Source organism: Cobetia sp. MB87 (genome assembly GCF_011319755.1).
GTDB lineage: Bacteria > Pseudomonadota > Gammaproteobacteria > Pseudomonadales > Halomonadaceae > Cobetia.
Genome location: NZ_VFBC01000007.1, coordinates 258,103 through 275,114 on the forward strand (window position 1 = coordinate 258,103; position 17,012 = coordinate 275,114).

Consider the following 17,012-nt stretch of genomic DNA (forward strand, 5'->3'; position numbering starts at 1 on the left):
TGCCCACCAAGAGACACGCGACGCGCTGGGGTTCAGCGTCTCGCTGAGCACAGACCGCCCGGAGGGCAGCCAACATGATCAAGACATTGACCTTTGCCAGCATGCACTTCTCCATCGCCTTCGGTGTCACCTACCTGCTGACCGGTGACATCGTGGTCGGCGGTCTGGTCGCCATCGTCGAGCCTGCGGTCAACACCGTCGCCTTCTTCTTCCACGAGAAGGTCTGGAATCGTGTGACTGCCCGTCGTCAGCAGGCAGCTGAACAACAGGCCAGCCGCCCCTCCGGCATGAATGGTGCGGTATTGGCGAGCTGAGGACACTTGCGTCGGCAAGGGTGGGCACCGCAGAATCGAGCGATCTTTCCTCGGAGCCACCCATGCTGACGCTTGCCCAATGCACCGCCCGTTCCTTTCTTCCTGCCAGGGGCTCCTGTCCTGCCCAGCCCTCTTGTCCTGCCGAGCCCTCTCATCCTGCCTGCTCCCGCCAACGTCCTCTCGTCCAGGGGGCGCTGGCGTTGCTGCTGGGGCTTGCCGGCAGTCTGGCTGGCCTCGAATCCGTGGCCGCCGACGAGACACGCGATTATCATTACAGCGACGCCCATCTGCACTTCGTGGACTTCTTCCAGCAGGGCGATGGTCTGGGGGCCTTGCTGGATGCCATGGACAAGGCGCAGGTCGATCACGCCCTGGTCACGGGGATCGGCGTCGCCAAGAAATGGCAGCAGGACGCGCCCAAGAAGCCACGTTACTACATGGGCGATGATGCGCCGGTCTACTGGTATTCTGGTACCGATTACATCCTGGCCGAGGCGCTGACCCGCGCACCGGGGCCGGTACAGGCGCGTTTCTCGCCGTTCATCACCGGCTTCAACCCCACCGATCTGAACGCCGCCGACGAGATCCGCCAGTTGATGGCGATCTATCCCGGCTTCTGGAAGGGCATCGGTGAAGTCTTCACGCGCCATGATGACCTGACGCGTCTGACCGAGGGCGAGACGCCGCGTGCCAATCATCCTGCCTTGATGAAGGTCTATGCGCTGGCGGCGGAGAAGGGCCTGCCGGTGATGATCCATTCCAATATCACCAGCAAGCGGGAAGGGCATGAGGGCCTGTATCTCGAGGAATTCGAGAGTGCGGTGCGCGACAACCCCAAGACGACGTTCATCTGGGCACACGCCGGGACCAGTGCCGAGCTCAATCGCCGTCTGGGGCGCATGACCTGGCTACATGGCGAGATCGAGCGCATGCTCGAAACCTATCCCAACCTGAATATCGACCTGTCCTGGTCGGTGCTGGAGCCGTACCTGCTGGATGAATCAGGTCAGCCGCGCTCGCGCTGGGTCAAGCTGGTCGAGCGCTTCCCGCAGCGCTTCGTGCTCGGCAGTGATGTGGTCGGGCGCTTCGGCTCGGTGGGCGATATCCTGGCAAGTTACACGCCCTTCCTCGATGCGCTGTCGCCACAGGCGGCGCGCAATGTCGCGCGCGACAACTTCCTGCGCTGGGTCAACCTGCCGGTCGAATGACCGCTGTTATTGTCTCATGCGCATGAAAAAGCCCCCGTCAGCGTATCGCTGGCGGGGGCTTTTGCGTGAGCGCTAGACTATAAGCTCGTGCAGATCACTGCGCTCCTGCATGTCACCGAAGCACTGACATCCGATCAGTGACGGAAGTGACGCATGCCGGTGAAGACCATGGCGATGCCAGCTTCGTTGGCCGCATCGATGACTTCCTGATCGCGCATGGAGCCACCCGGCTGGATGACGGCGGTGATGCCGGCCGCTGCCGCGGCGTCGATGCCATCGCGGAACGGGAAGAAGGCATCGGAGGCCATCACGGAGCCCGGCACCTTGAGCCCTTCATCGGCGGCCTTGATGCCGGCGATCTTGGCGGAGTACACACGGCTCATCTGGCCGGCGCCCACACCGATGGTCTGGCCATCCTTGATGTAGACGATGGCGTTGGACTTGACGAACTTGGCCACTTTCCAGGCGAAGGTCAGGTCGTTGAGTTCCTGCTCGCTCGGCGCACGCTCGGTGACGACCTTGAGCTCATCACGGCCGACCATGCCCTGGTCACGGTCCTGCACCAGCAGGCCGCCGGTGACGCGCTTGAAGTCGTGACCGCCGGTACGTTCGGCCGCCCAGGCATCCGCGACGTCGAGCAGACGCACGTTGGCCTTGGTGGCGACGATGGCAGCGGCTTCGTCGCTGATTCCCGGGGCGATGATCACCTCGACGAACTGACGTGAGACGATGGCCTGCGCGGTCTCGGCGTCCAGCGGCACGTTGAAGGCGATGATGCCGCCGAAGGCGCTGGTCGGGTCGGTCTGATAGGCACGCTCGTAGGCGGCCAGGGCAGACTCGCCGATGGCGACGCCACACGGGTTGGCGTGCTTGACGATGACACAGGCGGTCTCGTCGAAGGCCTTGACGCACTCGAAGGCGGCATCGGTGTCGGCGACGTTGTTGTAGGACAGCGCCTTGCCCTGGACCTGCACGGCCGTGGCGACGCTGGCCTCGGTGGCACCGTCCTCGACGTAGAAGGCCGCTTGCTGATGCGGGTTCTCGCCGTAACGCATGTCCTGCTTCTTGCTCAGGCTGACGTTGTACTGGCGCGGCAGGCCTTCGCTGCCACCCTCGACACGCTGGCCCAGCCAGTTGGCGATGGCGCCATCATAGGCGGCGGTGTGCTCGAAGGCGGCCACGGCCAGGTCGAAACGCGCCTCGTCGCTGACGGCGTTGTCATTGGCATCCATCTCGGCGATCACGCGGTCGTAGTCGGCCGCGTTGACGACGATGGTGGTGTGGGCGTGGTTCTTGGCGCAGGAACGCACCATGGTCGGGCCGCCGATATCGATGTTCTCGATGGCGTCTTCCAGCGAGCAATCCGGGTTGGCCACGGTGGCGGCGAACGGGTACAGATTGACGATGACCATGTCGATGGGATCGATACCGTGCTCGGCCATCACCGCATCATCCTGGCCGCGACGGCCGAGAATGCCACCGTGGATCTTCGGGTGCAGGGTCTTGACCCGGCCATCCATCATTTCCGGGAAACCGGTGTGCTCGGACACTTCCGTGACGGCAAGGCCGTTGTCCTTGAGCAGGCGGAAGGTACCGCCAGTGGACAGCAGGGCGACGCCGCGGGCGTCCAGGGCACGAGCGAATTCGACGATTCCGGTCTTGTCGGAAACACTCAGGAGGGCGCGACGGATGGCTTGGGGCTTGGCTTGCATGATGCTCCACTCGTGGATCAACAAAAAGACGCCGGGGCACCTGTCAAGGTGCCCCGGCGGGGTCAGATCAGATCAAACTGCTTGAGCTTCTTGCGCAGTGTGCCTCGGTTGAGGCCCAGCATGTCGGCGGCGCGGGTCTGGTTGCCCTGCGCGTGGGCCATCACCGCCTCCAGCAGCGGCGCCTCGACCTCGGCCATCACCATGGCATGCAGGTCGGTGACCTGCTCGCCATCCAGATGGGCGAAGTAGCGCGCCATGGAATGCTCGACGGCCTCGCGCAGGGTCTGATGGTGCCGCACGGGCGTCATCAGGGTGGCCTGGCTTGCGTCGTCGGGTGAAAGAGGGTGCCTGCTGGTCATGCTGCGTGACTTCCTTGCGTCTCGGTGCGGGCGATGCCTTCCGGCTCGCCGAACAGGCGGGTCAGGAACTGGCGCTGTTGTTCCGGCTCCTCGAGGGGATTGAAGTGGCGCTTGAGCTCACTGCCATCCTCGCGTGTCGCCAGATACCAGCCCACATGTTTGCGCGCGATGCGCGTTCCCATGTAGTCACCGTAGAATTCATACAGGGCCTCGAGGTGGGTGCGCATCACGAGGGCGCGCTCCGCATCGCTCGGGCCACAGGCTACCTGGCCGGTGGCCAGGTAGTGATTGATCTCGCGGAAGATCCAGGGATTGCCCTGGGCCGCACGGCCGATCATCACGGCGTCGGCGCCCGTATAGTCAAGCACATGTCGCGCCTTCTCGCCGCTGTCGATATCACCATTGGCAAAGACCGGAATCGACACCGCGGCCTTCACGGCGGCGATGGTGTCGTATTCGGCCTCACCGGTATATTTCTGCTGACGAGTACGACCATGCACGGACAGCGCCTGGATGCCGGCACTCTCGGCCATGCGCGCGATGGCGATGGCGTTGCGCGTCTCTTCGCACCAGCCGGTGCGCATCTTGAGCGTGACCGGCACGTCCACGGCGCCCACCACGGCATCGAGAATCTCGCCGACGAGCTTCTCGTCGCGCATCAGGGCAGAGCCGGCGGCCTTGTTGCAGACCTTCTTGGCCGGGCAGCCCATGTTGATGTCGATGATCTCGGCACCCATCTCGGCGTTGAGCGCCGCGGCCTCGGCCAGCATGGCGGCATCACCGCCGGCGATCTGCACGGCACGCGGGCCGGGTTCGCCGGCATGGTTCATGCGCGTGCGGGACTTGACGGTATTCCACAGCCGCTTGTCACTGGTCACCATCTCCGATACCACCAGTCCGGCGCCCAGCTCACGACATTGCTGTCGGAACGGGCGATCGGTGACACCGGCCATCGGGGCCAGAATCACGCGATTGGGAAGCTGATGTACGCCGATGCGAGGCAGGTCGGCGGGAAGCGGGGTATCGGTCATGGGTCTCGTGTCATGCGAGTGGTGTCAGGCGCGCGAGCCGCTGTCGTGTCAGGGATTCGCGGGGGCGTCATGATACCTAGAGCGCCGCAGGGTTTGAAGGGCTATTTCATCCACAATGCGTCCTGGATGCGTTCCCCCTGCGCGGCTGCGGCGCTCATGGCGTGGCTCATGACGTGTCTTGTGGCGAGGTTCAGCCCATCAGTGGACGCTGACCATTGAGGCGCACCCAGCCATCGCGTTCGGTGGGTTCTTCCATGATCAGGCCAGCTTCACGATAGGCGTCGAGCACTTCTCCCGCCTGGGGCGCGAGAATGCCGGAGAGCGCCAGCAGGCCACCCGGGGCGACGCTGCCCGCGATCTGCGGAGCCAGTTCGACCAGCGGGCCGGCCAGGATGTTGGCGACCACGATCTGATAGCCCGCGTCCGGCAGGCGGTCCGGGTAGCACAGGGTCAGCTGGTCACTGACCTCATTGCGCTGGGCGTTCTCACGCGAGGCCTGCAGGGCCTGCGGGTCGATATCGGTGCCCAGCGCATCCACCGCGCCAAGCTTGAGGGCGGCGATGGCGAGAATCCCGGAGCCGCAACCGAAATCGAGCACGCTGTGCCGGGCGAGCTTGCCATCGACGGCCAGCCCATCGAGCCATTCCAGGCACAGGGCGGTGGTCGGATGGGTGCCGGTGCCGAAGGCCAGGCCCGGGTCGAGCATCAGGTTGACGGCGTCCTGCTCCGGCGCATCGTGCCAGCTGGGCACGATCCACAGGCGCTGGCCCATCTTGAGCGGCTCGAAGCCATCCATCCATTCACGGGCCCAGTCACGATCCTCGAGGATCTCGACCTCGATCTCCGGGCAGGGCTCATCGGGAATCAGCGCCGCCCAGCCGGCCTTGACCCGCTCGCGCATGGCGTCGATGCCTTCGGTGCCATCCCACAGGCCAGTGAGGACAGTCTCGCTCCACAGCGGCGTGCTGCCGAGGTCCGGTTCGAACAGCGGTTGGTCTTCAGCATCCTGCAGCGTGATGGCGCAGGCGCCTTCTTCCATCAGCAGATGCTCGAGAATCTCGGCGTGGTCGGGGGCGATACGCGCCTTGAGTTGCAGCCAGGACATGGTGACTCCTGTCGATGGGCGATAAGAGAGGGGAGGAGGGCACAGACGACAGAAGGGCAGCCGAGGCCACCCTTCTGTCGTGCGTCCATCGGCAACGGCGTTACCGAACTCAAGCAGGGCGTCCTACAGGCCCAGCTTCTTCTCCAGATAGTGGATGTTGACGCCACCTTCCTGGAAGCCGGCATCACGCACCAGATCCTTCTGCAGGTCAGTGTTGGTCTTGATGCCTTCCACCAGCAGCTCGTCGAGGGCATTGCGCATGCGCGTCAGTGCGATCTCGCGGCTCTCGCCCCAGGTGATCAGCTTGCCGATCAGGGAGTCGTAGTGCGGCGGAACGGTGTAGCCGGAGTACAGGTGTGAGTCCATGCGCACGCCCAGACCGCCCGGCGCGTGATAGAGCTCGACCTTGCCCGGAGACGGCATGAAGGTACGAGAATCCTCGGCATTGATGCGGCACTCGAAAGCGTGACCGCGCAGCTCGATATCTTCCTGCTTCACGGACAGCGGCAGGCCGGAGGCGATGCGCAGCTGTTCCTTGACGATATCGATGCCAGTGACCATCTCGGTCACCGGGTGCTCGACCTGAACACGAGTGTTCATCTCGATGAAGTAGAAGCCGCCGTTCTCGTACAGGAACTCGAAGGTGCCGGCGCCACGGTAGCCGATCTCGATGCAGGCATCGGTGCACGACTTGAGTACCTTGGCACGCGCTTCTTCGTCCAGCTGCGGTGCCGGTGCTTCTTCCAGTACCTTCTGGTGACGACGCTGCAGGGAGCAGTCGCGGTCATACAGATGGATGGCGTTGCCCTGGCCATCGGCCAGTACCTGGACTTCGACGTGACGCGGGTTCTGGAGGAATTTCTCCATGTACACCGTGCCGTCGCCGAAGGCCGCGGCCGCTTCACCCTGGGTGATGCTCACAGAGGACAGCAGGCTGGCCTTGGAGTGCACCACGCGCATGCCGCGACCACCACCGCCAGCGGCGGCCTTGATGATCACTGGATAACCGATGCGCTCGGCGATGGCGTACATCTCGTCTTCGTCTTCCGGCACCGGGCCGTCGGAACCCGGCACGGTCGGAACGCCGGCCAGCTTCATCGCCTCGATGGCCGCGACCTTGTCACCCATCATGCGGATGGTGTCAGCGCGCGGGCCGATGAAGGCGAAGCCGGAACGTTCGACCTGTTCGGCGAAGTTGGCATTTTCCGACAGGAAGCCGTAGCCCGGGTGGATGGCGTCGGCGTCCGTCACCTCGGCGGCTGCGATCAGCGCCGGGATGTGGAGGTAGGATTTGGCAGAGGAGGCCGGGCCGATGCACACAGCTTCATCCGCCAGGCGGACGTGCATCAGGTCGCGGTCGGCCTTGGAGTGCACCGCTACCGTCTTGATGCCCAGTTCCTTGCAGGCGCGAAGGATGCGAAGGGCGATCTCGCCGCGGTTGGCAATCAGTACCTTGTCGAGCATGGTGACGTGTCCGTTGGGATCAGGAAATGACGATCATGGGCTGGTCGAATTCAACCGGCTCGCCGTCTTCGATCAGAATGGCTTCGACGACGCCATCCTTGTCGGCTTCGATCTGGTTCATCATCTTCATGGCTTCGACGATGCAGACGGTATCACCTTTCTTGACGCTCTGGCCGACTTCGATGAAGGCCTTGGAGCCCGGCGCCGGAGAACGATAGAAGGAGCCGACCATCGGGGAATTGATGGTGTGACCCTGCGGAGCAGCCGGTGCTGCCGGAGCGGCCGGTGCTTCAGCGGCGCCAGCGGCTGCCGGAGCGGCCTGCTGCATCGGCTGCTGCTGCATCATCATCGGGGCCTGCATCATCGGCTGCTGGGCGAAGCCCTGCGGATGGCGGCTGATGCGAACGGACTCTTCGCCTTCCTGGATCTCGATTTCGCTGATGTTGGACTCTTCGAGCAGCTCGATCAGCTTCTTGACCTTGCGGATATCCATGAAATTAATCCCGATGTAAATGTGGCTGGAAATGGGGGGTGTGCAGCCGTGATAGTAGCGGCTGCGGGCGACAGCCCTGACGGCTGTCCCGACCATGGCGTTGGTCGGTGAATCCTGGTATCAGGCAGTGATGAGGCCTGATGGCGGTGCGTGAACACCGCTCTGGACGTGCCCTTACTGCGCGAGATCGTCCAGGGCGGCGTCAAGCGCCATGTCATAACTTCGAGCGCCAAAGCCCATGATCACGCCGCGTGCCACATCGGAAAGATACGAATGGTGGCGGAACGGCTCGCGGGCATGGGTGTTGGACAGGTGCAACTCGATGAACGGGAGTGCGACGCCGAGTAGCGCATCGCGCAGCGCAACGCTGGTATGGGTAAAGGCCGCCGGATTGATCAGGATGATGGCGGTGCCATCTTCACGGGCAAGGTGGATGCGTTCGATCAGCACATGCTCGGCATTGGACTGCAGCCAGTCCAGCTGATGGCCGGCCGCGCTGGCGCGCTGGACCAGACGCTGGTGGATATCCTCCAGCGTGGTGGTGCCATACACCTCGGGTTCACGGGTCCCCAGCAGATTGAGATTGGGGCCGTTGAGTACCAGGATGCGCGCCATGAATGTCCCTTGTGTCAGCCGTGCTCGAGCACCAGGCTCATTGAGCTGTTAACCCATGAAGAAAATGCAAAGATACCGTCACTATCCACGACGTTTACCTATTGAGCGTAGGCTCTTGCCGTAGTGACGCGGATTCTGCCGAAATTCTCGAACGCTGTCCAGTTTGGCACTGAACCGAAGATTTTGCTGCATTCTTCGTCCTTGCGTGCGTCTCGTCAGCAACGGCCCCACGCCGGGCATGGGGCAGACACGCCGCTCAGTTCGCACGTTGTGACGTGGCGCGCTGCTGATCCAGCACCGCTGTCAGGTGCTGGCCGAGCTGGCTGGCGTCGACTTCCCCCTGGATGCGCGCCTCCTCAAGCTCGCGTTCATCGGCGAAGAACAGCAGACTTGGGGGGCCGAACAGGCCGAATTGCTTGAGCAGCGCCTGGGTCGCGGCCCCGGTACTGGTGACGTCGGCGCGAATCAGGTGGAACTGGCGCAACTGGCTGGCGACCCTGGGAAAGACCTCGCGCTCCATCACCTTGCACGAGATGCACCAGTCGGCGTAGTAGTCGACGAAGACCGGCTGGCCGCGGCTGGCGGCCAGTGCCAGTTCTCGCTTGAGCTCGCTCATGTCGCTGACGGTGGTGAAGTCCAGTGACGTCTCAGTAGCCTGCCCGGATGATGTGCCGCCAGTGAAGGGGGCCAGCGGACGCAGCGGGTCGCTTGCGCCGCCTGCCACGCCCAGCAGGCTGATCATGCCCCAGCCCAGCGCGACCAGTCCCAGTGCCTGACTGGCACGCGCCCAGCCTCGGGTCTGTGCGCTGAGCGCCCCCAGCGCCACGCCGGTGCCGATGGCCAGAATGGCCCAGCCCAGCACTGTCAGCGAGGCCGGCAGCAAGCGCTCCACCAGCCACAACGCCACCCCCAGCAGCAGGATACCGAAGGCCTGCTTGATACCCTCCATCCAGCCGCCGGCCCTGGGCAGCAGGCTGGCGCCGAAGGTGCCGACCAGAATCAATGGCACGCCCATGCCCAGCCCCAGCGCGAAGAGTGCCAGACCGCCGGTCATGGCATCGCCACTGGCGGAAAGATAGACCAGCGCACCGGCCAGAGGTGCCGAGACGCAGGGCGATACCACGAGTACCGATAACGCGCCTGCCAGCGCCAGGCCGCCGGGACCGGCGTTCATCAGGCGCCCTTGCAGCGTGTCGAGACGTGAATGCATGCCGCTGGGCAGACGTAGATTGAAGGCGCCGAACATGGCCAGCGCGAACAGCACGAACAAGGCCGCGAAGGGAATCAGTACCGCCGGCGCCTGCAGATGCGCCTGCAGGTTGAGTCCCGCGCCGAACAGGCCCATCAAGGTGCCGGCTGCGGCGTAGGTCAGAGCCATGCCCAGGGCGTAGCTCGTGGACAGCAGCAAGGCGCGCGGGCGGCTGGGGCGCTGGCCGACGATGATCGAGCTCAGGATCGGAATCATCGGCAGCACGCAGGGCGTGAAGGTCAGGCCGAGCCCGGCGAGGAAGAACAGCCCCAGAGCCGTCAGCAGGCTGGCGTCCGCGAACAGTGCGCTGAAGCCGGCATCGGTGCCGCTGATCGGGGCTTTAGTGGTGCGGCTGACCGTCGACGCCGTCGTATCGCTCGACGGGCTGGTGGTCGGCATCAGCTGCGCGAAGGGGGCAGGGGCACTCTGCTCACCGGCCTGCAGAGTGACGGTCTCCGGCGGATAGCAGAGCCCGGCATCGGCGCAGCCCTGGAAGGTGATGGAGAGCGGGATCGGGCCGCTGGCCGGTGTGTCGTCACGCACTGCCTTGCCAGAGGAGGCGCTGGTCAGCGGGATGCGAATGACCAGCGCATCATGGAAGACATGTACCTCGCCCATGTAGGGGTCGTTCTTCAGCTCTCCCGGCGGCAGGTCGGCGTCGCCCAGCACGACCTGGTCGCTGGTGGTCGCGAAGCTGAACTGATGACGATAGAGGTAATAGCCTTCGGCGCTGGTGAAGCCGACATACAGGGTGTCGCCCTCGCGCCAGCTGCGCGGCGTGAAGGCTTCACTGACCGGCAGGAAATCGCCCTGATTGCCGCCGCCGAACAGGCTGGACGCCGCACTGCTTGAGCCGCTGCCGGCGTTTGAACTTGAGCCTGAGCCTGAGCTGAACAGGCCGGCATTGGCGGGCAGCGCCGTCATCGCCTGGGCGACAACCAGAGCGACCGCGAGCAGGGTTGCCGGCAACGCAGGGCCCAGCAGGCGTGAGAACGCGGAGGGGCGTGCGCGGCCCGTTGGCAGCGCCATGCTGACTTTCAAGAACGAACGAAGCACGAAAGCATCCTTATACAGTGCCGAAAGAACATCCTGCAGGCCTCAAGGCACCGCAGTGTCGCGCCGCCATCCTCCTGCTCGGGGGCGAGCGCTGGATCGAGGGCAAGCCCATCATCGCCGCGCACGACTTGCACGCGGATGAATGTGCCACCATGTAGCTGACATCCCCGCTCGTGAGAGGACGTGTGAAAGCGTGTTGGGCCGTCAGTGCGGGCGACAGCCTGGCCCGTGACCCGGTCCGCGATCCGGAGTACATCGCCTTGCGGCAGAACCGGCACTTCACCGAGTGCGACTGGCACGTGCAGGGGCGCATGATAGGATAGGACGTACGTCATGAGTACCGGCGCTGGATGCATCGGCGCGGCTCACCTGCGTTCAGGCAGGTCTGACTCGTCTCTCACACGGCTTTTTCTACAAGGCTTCATACAAGGAAGAACGCATGGCCCTATTCGGTAAAGGCAGCAAGCGCGGCGCCAATCGCGATGTGCTGGAAACGCCTCAGTATGGCTGGATCTGGAAACCACTGATCGGGCTGTTCGTCATTTACCTGCTGGTCTGCGTTGGCCTTGGGATCTACTGGAGCAGTGAGCCGGACGAGTTCAACATCGATCAGGCCACGCGCACCGAGCTGGCTCGCGTGCACGGTCTGGCCGCGCCGGTGGCCAAGGTCGAGGGCGAAGAGCCGGCACCGGCTTTCGAGACCTTGCCGACAGGCACCGCGACCGTCGCCACCCTGATGACACTCAACGATACCCTGCTGCACAAGCCGGGCGGTTATCTCAAGAATGATGTGGCGCCGCCGGGGCTGATGCTCGACAACATGCCCAACTGGGAATATGGCGTGCTGGTGCAGGTGCGTGACATGACGCGTGAGCTGCGCAAGGAATTCAGCCGTTCGCAGTCCCAGTCCAGCGATGACAAGGCACTGGGCAAGGCCGAATCGCTGCTGTTCATCGATGCCAATGCCTGGATGCTGCCGGAAGCCGAGCACGAATATGCCGACGCCAACCGTGAGCTGGGCGACTACCTCAAGCGTCTGAGCGATGACACCCAGAACAATGGCCAGTTCTATGCGCGCGCCGACAATCTGGTAGCCTGGCTGTCCGATGTCGAGAATCGTCTCGGCTCCCTGTCCCAGCGCCTGTCGGCCAGTGTCGGCAAGTCGCAGCTCAACCTGAGCCTGGCTGGCGACAAGAGTGCCACCTCGGCCAAGAGCACCCAGACGGAAGAAGAGATCAAGACACCGTGGCTCGAGATCGATGATGTCTTCTATCAGGCGCGCGGTACTTCCTGGGCGTTGATCCATCTGCTCAAGGCGGTTCGCCATGACTTCCAGGGGGTGCTGGAAGACAAGAACGCGCTGACCTCCATCGATCAGATCATCCGTGAGCTGGAATCCACCCAGACCGATATCGGCAGTCCGGTGATTCTCAATGGCTCCGGCTTCGGCTTCTTCGCCAACCATTCGCTGGTGATGGCCAACTACATCGCGCGTGCCAACTCCGCGATCAGTGACCTGCGCAGCCTGCTCGAGAAGGGCTGATCCGTGACGTCCGATACCGCCTGAGGGGTCTCCTCATCGGTGTCGGGCGTGAGCCGGAAACGAAAAAGCCCCCGTCATTGACGGGGGCTTTTTGCATCGTGATGCAGGAATCGCGCATCACTTCAGAAGAACTCAGTCCTTCTGGTAGGCAGCGGCTGCCTTCTCGATCGCGGCACGGGCTGCATCAGCACCGTCCCAGGAATCGATCTTGACCCACTTGCCTTTCTCGAGATCCTTGTAGTTCTCGAAGAAGTGCGCGATCTGCTGACGCAGCAGTTCCGGCAGATCAGTGACTTCCTGGACGTCGTCGTACAGGGAGGTCAGCTTCTGATGCGGGACGCAGACCAGCTTGGCGTCTTCACCGGCTTCGTCGCTCATGTTGAGCACACCGACCGGGCGCGCACGGATGACGCTGCCCGGTGCGACCGGATACGGGGTCACGACCAGCGCGTCGAGGGCATCGCCATCGTCGGCCAGGGTGTTCGGGATGTAGCCGTAGTTGGCCGGGTAGAACATCGGGGTGGCCATGAAACGATCCACCATGAGCGCATCGATGTCCTTGTCGATCTCGTACTTGATCGGCGCGTGATTGGCCGGAATCTCGATCGCTACGTAGACGTCGTTCGGCAATTCCTTGCCAGCGGGGATCTTGTCGAAACTCATTGTCGAGTCCTTGGGTTTGCGGGTTGAAGGCCTGCGGGTCAAAATTCCGCTGAATTATACGAACTGGCAGACCGTTTTGCCATTATGCCACGCTCGATCGCCTTGCGTTGCACCAACGAGTGGTGGCACTGCAGGCTGACTCGGGTAACACTTGGGGCCGCCCAGCGCGGCGCAACGGCGATTGCGCGTTTCAGCGTCGGGCTGGGGCTGCGTCACCACCGCATGCATGAGACGTAACGGCAGGATCGAGACGCAAGGAGACCGCCTTGGCGGATGCAGAGCTTTCACTCAGTTACGGTCAGGCCTTCGTGGCTCCCGACCGCAAGCGTCATCGCAGCTCGATGTCGCTGGAGATACCGCTGGAGCGCGGTCCGCTGGCGGCCAAGGGCGGCTGTGCGCTGATCGCCGACACCACCAGCAAGAACGCGATCGCCAAGCAGGCCGGCGATCTTGCCGTGCGTGGCTTTCTGGCCGACTACTTCGCCACGCCCGATAACTGGAGCGTCAAGTATTCCGCGACCCGCGTGCTGCGGGCGCTGAACAGCTGGTGCTACAGCCAGAGCCGCTTCGTGCGGGGTGGCAGTTACGTGACCTCGATTTCCGCGGTTGTCTTCCGGGGCCAGTCGGCGCATCTGTTCCATGCCGGCGACACGGTGGTCTTCCGTCTGCGTGGCGGCGAGTTCGAGCAGATCTCGCGCGATCATGTCACCGATCTCGGCGGCTATCGTTATCCGTCGCGGGCACTGGGCATGGATGTCAGCCTCGACATCGACTACATCGAGCTGCCGCTCAAGCAGGGCGATATCTTCCTGTTCACGACCCAGGCGGTGCGCGGCACCTTGCTGCCTTCCGATTTCGTGTCACTGATTCGCGATGACGTCTCGGATCTCGATGCCGCCAGTGAGCGCCTGGCGCATGCCGCGGCGGACCGCGCCGATGAGCGCGGCTACACGGCCGACCAGTTCTGCTTCCAGCTGGTGCGCATCGATCGTCTGGCGACTGCCTCCGACGATACGCCGGGGCGCGTCTATGGCGACCTGCCGGTACCGCGTGAGCTGGAGCCGGGCGACCGCATCGATGGCCTGGAAGTGATGGAGGTCATGTCGCGCAGCGCGCGGGTGCGCGTCTACAAGGTGCGTGACCTCAAGAGCCGCCGCGTGATGGTGATGAAGGCGCCCAGCCCGGAGCTGTCGCTCAAGAATGCCTATCTGGAGCATTTCCTGCTCCAGCAGTGGGTGGTGGACCGTGTCAGCTCGCCCTTCGTGGTCAAGGTGGTGGAGCCGTCACGCCCGCGTGATCACCTCTACTACCTGCTCGAACATCTGGAGGCGCAGACACTGACCGAATGGGCGCGCATGCACCCGCAGGCCAATCTCGAGCAGCGTCTCGACATCGCGCGCCAGCTTGGCAAGGCCGTGCATGCTCTCAATCGTCGTGAGGTGCTGCACCAGCTGATTCACCCCGACAACGTGATGATCGACCGGCATGGCAAGGTGGTGCTGGTCGATTTCGGCGCCTGCCATCTGCGTGAGGGAGATGGCCATGAGAGCGCCGGTCCGCTGGCGCGTCAGGTGGGCCTGACCGAACACAGCGCGCCGGAATATGCCCTTGGTGCCGATGTCAGTCGACGCAGCGATCAATACGGCCTGGCCTCGGTGATCTACTGGCTGCTGACCGGCATGCAGCCCTACGCCCAGTCGATGGAGCAGCTGCGCACCCATACCGATCTCGAACTGCTGGAATATCAGCCAGCCCGGATGCGCAATCCCCAGGTGCCACAGATCCTGGACGATGCTCTCAGGCGCGCCCTGGACCCGCAACGCACCCTGCGCTATCGCCGCCTGTCTGAGCTGCTTTACGCGCTGCGCCTGCCGCAGCAGGACCCCGGCAAGGCGCTGACGCCCTCGGAGGCGATCCGTGAACCGGCCAATTTCTGGCAGGGCGTCGCCGGCATCCTGCTGTTGCTGCTGGTGCTGTCCTGGCTGCTGAAGTGAACGCAGAGCCTGATGGGGCTCAAGGCCATGGTGGGAGGAAGAGGTGTATGGGGCAGACCGCGATCGTGATCGGGGCGACCGGCGTGGTGGGGCGCGAGGTGGTGGCTGAGCTCAGCGCCTGTGAGGCCATCGCCCGAGTCGTCACGCTGACGCGCCGGCCGGCGCCGAGCGATTGCGGCAAGGTCGAGAACCATGTGGTCGACTTCGCGCGATTGGAAGACTGGGCCCACTGTTTCCAGGCGGACCTGCTGTTCTCGTGCCTGGGCACCACACTCAAGCAGGCGGGGTCGCTCGAGGCCCAGCGGCGTGTCGACATCGATCATCAACTGAGTGCCGCCCGGCTGGCGGCCGCCCAGGGAGTGACGCACTACCTGCTGGTTTCCTCCAGCTGCGCCAATCATGCGAGCCGCAATGGCTATCTCAGGATGAAGGGCGAGCTGGAAGTGGCCATCAAGGCGCTGCCCTTTGCGCGTATCAGTGTCTTCCAGCCGTCATTGCTGCTGGGTAAGCGCCGCGAGTCCCGCCTGGGCGAGTCGCTGGCGCGCTATCTGTTGCCGTTGCTCACCCGCTTGCCGGGCTTGCAGCGCTATCGACCGATCCGTGGCGCTCAGGTGGCGGCGCGTATGGTCGAGGTCAGTCAGCATCAGCAGCAGGCGCATGTGGTTTACCGGCTGGAGGAGGTATTCCCCTCTACATCTGCATGACAACTGACAGCCATCAAAAAGCCCCGCACAGTTGCCTGTGCGGGGCTTTTTTACACTCGCTTCACTGTCATGACCGGCTCTGTCAATGACCGGGACAGTCAGCTATCTGTACTGTCAGCAACTGGCCGTATCAGCGACGAACCGCTCAGGCACATCAACGCCAGGCGATCAGATCGTGAACGGTGTCAGCTTCTTCTCGACCTTGGCCAGCGTGAGCCTGGCGACCGCCGGCAGACCATTGACGAACGGCGGGAAGTCCTCACCCTGGATCAGCGGCGACAGATATTCGCGGCAGGCATCGGTGATGTAGAAGCCATCTTCGCTGATGAACTCCAGCGGCATGAACTTCTCGTGGTTGGCGATCTGCTCCAGCGGCGCCTCGATGATGTCCCAGGCGTAGTCAGCGCCATCACCGAGGCGACGGATCGCCGGCATCACGGCATTCTTGCCGGCCAGGGCCATCTCGACGGCGGCACGGCCAGTGGCGTAGGCCTGCTCGACGTCGGTCTTCGAGGCGATGTGGCGTGCCGCGCGCTGCAGGTAATCGGCCACCGCCCAGTGGTACTTGTAGCCCAGATCCTGCTTGACCATGCCGGCCAGTGTCGGCGCGACGCCGCCCAGCTGACGGTGGCCGAAGGCATCGGTATTGCCGGCATCGGCCAGGAAGGTGCCATCTTCGTACCGCGCCCCTTCGGAGACCACCACCACGCAGTAGCCGTGTTCCTTGACGCAGGCATCGACGCGCGCCATGAATTCCTTGCGGTGGAAGGCGACTTCCGGGAAGACGACGATGTGCGGCGGCTGGGTGGCATCTTCACCGGCCAAGGCGCCGGCGGCGGCGATCCAGCCCGCGTGACGCCCCATGACTTCCAGGATGAACACCTTGGTGGAGGTGGCGCACATGGAGGCGATGTCGAGACCGGCTTCACGGGTGGAGGTGGCGATGTACTTGGCCACGCTGCCAAAGCCCGGCGAGTTGTCGGTGATCGGCAGGTCGTTGTCCACGGTCTTGGGTACGTGGATGGCCTGGATCGGGTAGCCCATGGTCTCGGCCAGCTGAGAGACCTTCAGGCAGGTATCGGCGCTGTCGCCGCCACCGTTGTAGAAGAAGTAGCGGATGTCGTGGGCCTTGAACACCTCGATCAGACGCTCGTACTGGGTACGGTGGTCCTCGATGCTCTTGAGCTTGTAGCGGCAGGAGCCGAAGGCACCGCCCGGCGTGTGGCGCAGCGCAGCGATGTTCTCGTCGCTTTCCTGGCTGACGTCGATCAGGTCTTCGGTCAGGGCACCGATGATGCCGTTGTGACCGGCATACAGCTTGCCGATCTGGTCGCCGTTTTCACGAGCGGCTTCGATGACGCCACAGGCACTGGCGTTGATGACGGCGGTAACGCCACCGGACTGGGCGTAGAAGGCATTGTGCTGGGGCATGGGCTTCTCGTCTCTGCTTCCTTGTCATGGTCTTGAACGGGCTGGCGCTTACCCGCCGCATCATATCCGAA

General features: G+C 63.8%; 15 protein-coding genes. 5 read left to right on the forward strand and 10 right to left on the reverse strand.

The window, feature by feature from the left end; translation table 11 throughout:
* The first annotated feature begins 74 nt into the window (after positions 1–74).
* Together CDPAHKCJ_RS07190 and CDPAHKCJ_RS07195 are read left to right on the forward strand one after the other, a co-directional pair.
* Entirely contained in the window at positions 75–314 is a 240-nt protein-coding gene (locus CDPAHKCJ_RS07190; RefSeq protein ID WP_077371853.1) for a DUF2061 domain-containing protein, read from the forward strand.
* Between the two features lie 200 nt (positions 315–514).
* A complete protein-coding gene (locus tag CDPAHKCJ_RS07195) occupies positions 515–1,522 on the forward strand; it encodes an amidohydrolase family protein (RefSeq protein ID WP_240916694.1) in 1,008 nt (335 codons plus the stop codon).
* Positions 1,523–1,656: 134 nt separating this feature from the next.
* Here CDPAHKCJ_RS07195 and purH read toward each other — a convergent pair whose 3' ends face one another.
* The 8 genes from purH to dsbD all read right to left on the reverse strand — a co-directional run bounded on the left by purH (position 1,657) and on the right by dsbD (position 10,606).
* On the reverse strand, positions 1,657–3,234 hold the full coding sequence (purH, locus tag CDPAHKCJ_RS07200; RefSeq protein WP_077371859.1) for a bifunctional phosphoribosylaminoimidazolecarboxamide formyltransferase/IMP cyclohydrolase: 1,578 nt from the start codon (positions 3,232–3,234) through the stop codon (positions 1,657–1,659).
* Positions 3,235–3,296: 62 nt separating this feature from the next.
* Positions 3,297–3,542 carry a DNA-binding transcriptional regulator Fis gene (gene fis / locus CDPAHKCJ_RS07205; RefSeq protein ID WP_225348107.1) on the reverse strand — a complete coding sequence of 82 codons (246 nt, stop codon included), beginning with the start codon at positions 3,540–3,542 and terminating at the stop codon, positions 3,297–3,299.
* 47 nt (positions 3,543–3,589) lie between these two features.
* A complete protein-coding gene (gene dusB, locus CDPAHKCJ_RS07210) occupies positions 3,590–4,624 on the reverse strand; it encodes a tRNA dihydrouridine synthase DusB (protein ID WP_166019239.1) in 1,035 nt (344 codons plus the stop codon).
* A 190-nt stretch (positions 4,625–4,814) separates the two neighbouring features.
* Positions 4,815–5,729 carry a 50S ribosomal protein L11 methyltransferase gene (gene prmA / locus CDPAHKCJ_RS07215; RefSeq protein ID WP_166019240.1) on the reverse strand — a complete coding sequence of 305 codons (915 nt, stop codon included), beginning with the start codon at positions 5,727–5,729 and terminating at the stop codon, positions 4,815–4,817.
* Positions 5,730–5,852: 123 nt separating this feature from the next.
* Entirely contained in the window at positions 5,853–7,193 is a 1,341-nt protein-coding gene (gene accC, locus CDPAHKCJ_RS07220) for an acetyl-CoA carboxylase biotin carboxylase subunit (RefSeq protein WP_043331987.1), read from the reverse strand.
* A gap of 19 nt (positions 7,194–7,212) precedes the next feature.
* Positions 7,213–7,686, reverse strand: a complete 474-nt coding sequence (accB, locus tag CDPAHKCJ_RS07225; RefSeq protein ID WP_043331985.1) for an acetyl-CoA carboxylase biotin carboxyl carrier protein — start codon at positions 7,684–7,686, stop codon at positions 7,213–7,215.
* Between the two features lie 174 nt (positions 7,687–7,860).
* Positions 7,861–8,301: a type II 3-dehydroquinate dehydratase gene (gene aroQ / locus CDPAHKCJ_RS07230; protein ID WP_043331983.1), complete on the reverse strand. Its 441-nt coding sequence runs from the start codon at positions 8,299–8,301 to the stop codon at positions 7,861–7,863.
* A 256-nt stretch (positions 8,302–8,557) separates the two neighbouring features.
* Entirely contained in the window at positions 8,558–10,606 is a 2,049-nt protein-coding gene (gene dsbD, locus CDPAHKCJ_RS07235) for a protein-disulfide reductase DsbD (RefSeq protein WP_346773906.1), read from the reverse strand.
* 439 nt (positions 10,607–11,045) lie between these two features.
* Between dsbD and CDPAHKCJ_RS07240 the strand changes: the two genes are divergently transcribed.
* Entirely contained in the window at positions 11,046–12,149 is a 1,104-nt protein-coding gene (locus CDPAHKCJ_RS07240; protein WP_166019241.1) for a DUF2333 family protein, read from the forward strand.
* A gap of 132 nt (positions 12,150–12,281) precedes the next feature.
* Here CDPAHKCJ_RS07240 and ppa read toward each other — a convergent pair whose 3' ends face one another.
* Positions 12,282–12,812 (reverse strand): inorganic diphosphatase, encoded by a 531-nt coding sequence (gene ppa, locus CDPAHKCJ_RS07245; RefSeq protein ID WP_043331979.1) that lies wholly within the window; start codon positions 12,810–12,812, stop codon positions 12,282–12,284.
* A 266-nt stretch (positions 12,813–13,078) separates the two neighbouring features.
* Here ppa and CDPAHKCJ_RS07250 point away from each other — a divergent pair, with 266 nt between their 5' ends.
* A complete protein-coding gene (locus CDPAHKCJ_RS07250; protein WP_043331977.1) occupies positions 13,079–14,806 on the forward strand; it encodes a bifunctional protein-serine/threonine kinase/phosphatase in 1,728 nt (575 codons plus the stop codon).
* A 47-nt stretch (positions 14,807–14,853) separates the two neighbouring features.
* The gene (locus CDPAHKCJ_RS07255; protein ID WP_166019242.1) at positions 14,854–15,510 is read left to right on the forward strand and encodes an NAD-dependent epimerase/dehydratase family protein; all 657 of its coding nucleotides are present in this window, start codon (positions 14,854–14,856) and stop codon (positions 15,508–15,510) included.
* A gap of 168 nt (positions 15,511–15,678) precedes the next feature.
* Here CDPAHKCJ_RS07255 and CDPAHKCJ_RS07260 read toward each other — a convergent pair whose 3' ends face one another.
* On the reverse strand, positions 15,679–16,941 hold the full coding sequence (locus CDPAHKCJ_RS07260; protein WP_166019243.1) for a 6-phosphofructokinase: 1,263 nt from the start codon (positions 16,939–16,941) through the stop codon (positions 15,679–15,681).
* Positions 16,942–17,012: the final 71 nt, after the last annotated feature.

Bases quoted from the DNA above. Each gene is read 5' to 3' on its own strand.
- purH (WP_077371859.1), bottom strand. From the start codon at position 3,234: ATGCAAGCCAAGCCCCAAGCCATCCGTCGCGCCCTCCTGAGTGTTTCC.
- CDPAHKCJ_RS07240 (WP_166019241.1), top strand. From the start codon at position 11,046: ATGGCCCTATTCGGTAAAGGCAGCAAGCGCGGCGCCAATCGCGATGTG.
- CDPAHKCJ_RS07255 (WP_166019242.1), top strand. From the start codon at position 14,854: ATGGGGCAGACCGCGATCGTGATCGGGGCGACCGGCGTGGTGGGGCGC.
- fis (WP_225348107.1), bottom strand. From the start codon at position 3,542: ATGACGCCCGTGCGGCACCATCAGACCCTGCGCGAGGCCGTCGAGCAT.
- CDPAHKCJ_RS07190 (WP_077371853.1), top strand. From the start codon at position 75: ATGATCAAGACATTGACCTTTGCCAGCATGCACTTCTCCATCGCCTTC.
- accC (WP_043331987.1), bottom strand. From the start codon at position 7,193: ATGCTCGACAAGGTACTGATTGCCAACCGCGGCGAGATCGCCCTTCGC.
- accB (WP_043331985.1), bottom strand. From the start codon at position 7,686: ATGGATATCCGCAAGGTCAAGAAGCTGATCGAGCTGCTCGAAGAGTCC.
- prmA (WP_166019240.1), bottom strand. From the start codon at position 5,729: ATGTCCTGGCTGCAACTCAAGGCGCGTATCGCCCCCGACCACGCCGAG.
- aroQ (WP_043331983.1), bottom strand. From the start codon at position 8,301: ATGGCGCGCATCCTGGTACTCAACGGCCCCAATCTCAATCTGCTGGGG.
- dusB (WP_166019239.1), bottom strand. From the start codon at position 4,624: ATGACCGATACCCCGCTTCCCGCCGACCTGCCTCGCATCGGCGTACAT.
- ppa (WP_043331979.1), bottom strand. From the start codon at position 12,812: ATGAGTTTCGACAAGATCCCCGCTGGCAAGGAATTGCCGAACGACGTC.
- CDPAHKCJ_RS07260 (WP_166019243.1), bottom strand. From the start codon at position 16,941: ATGCCCCAGCACAATGCCTTCTACGCCCAGTCCGGTGGCGTTACCGCC.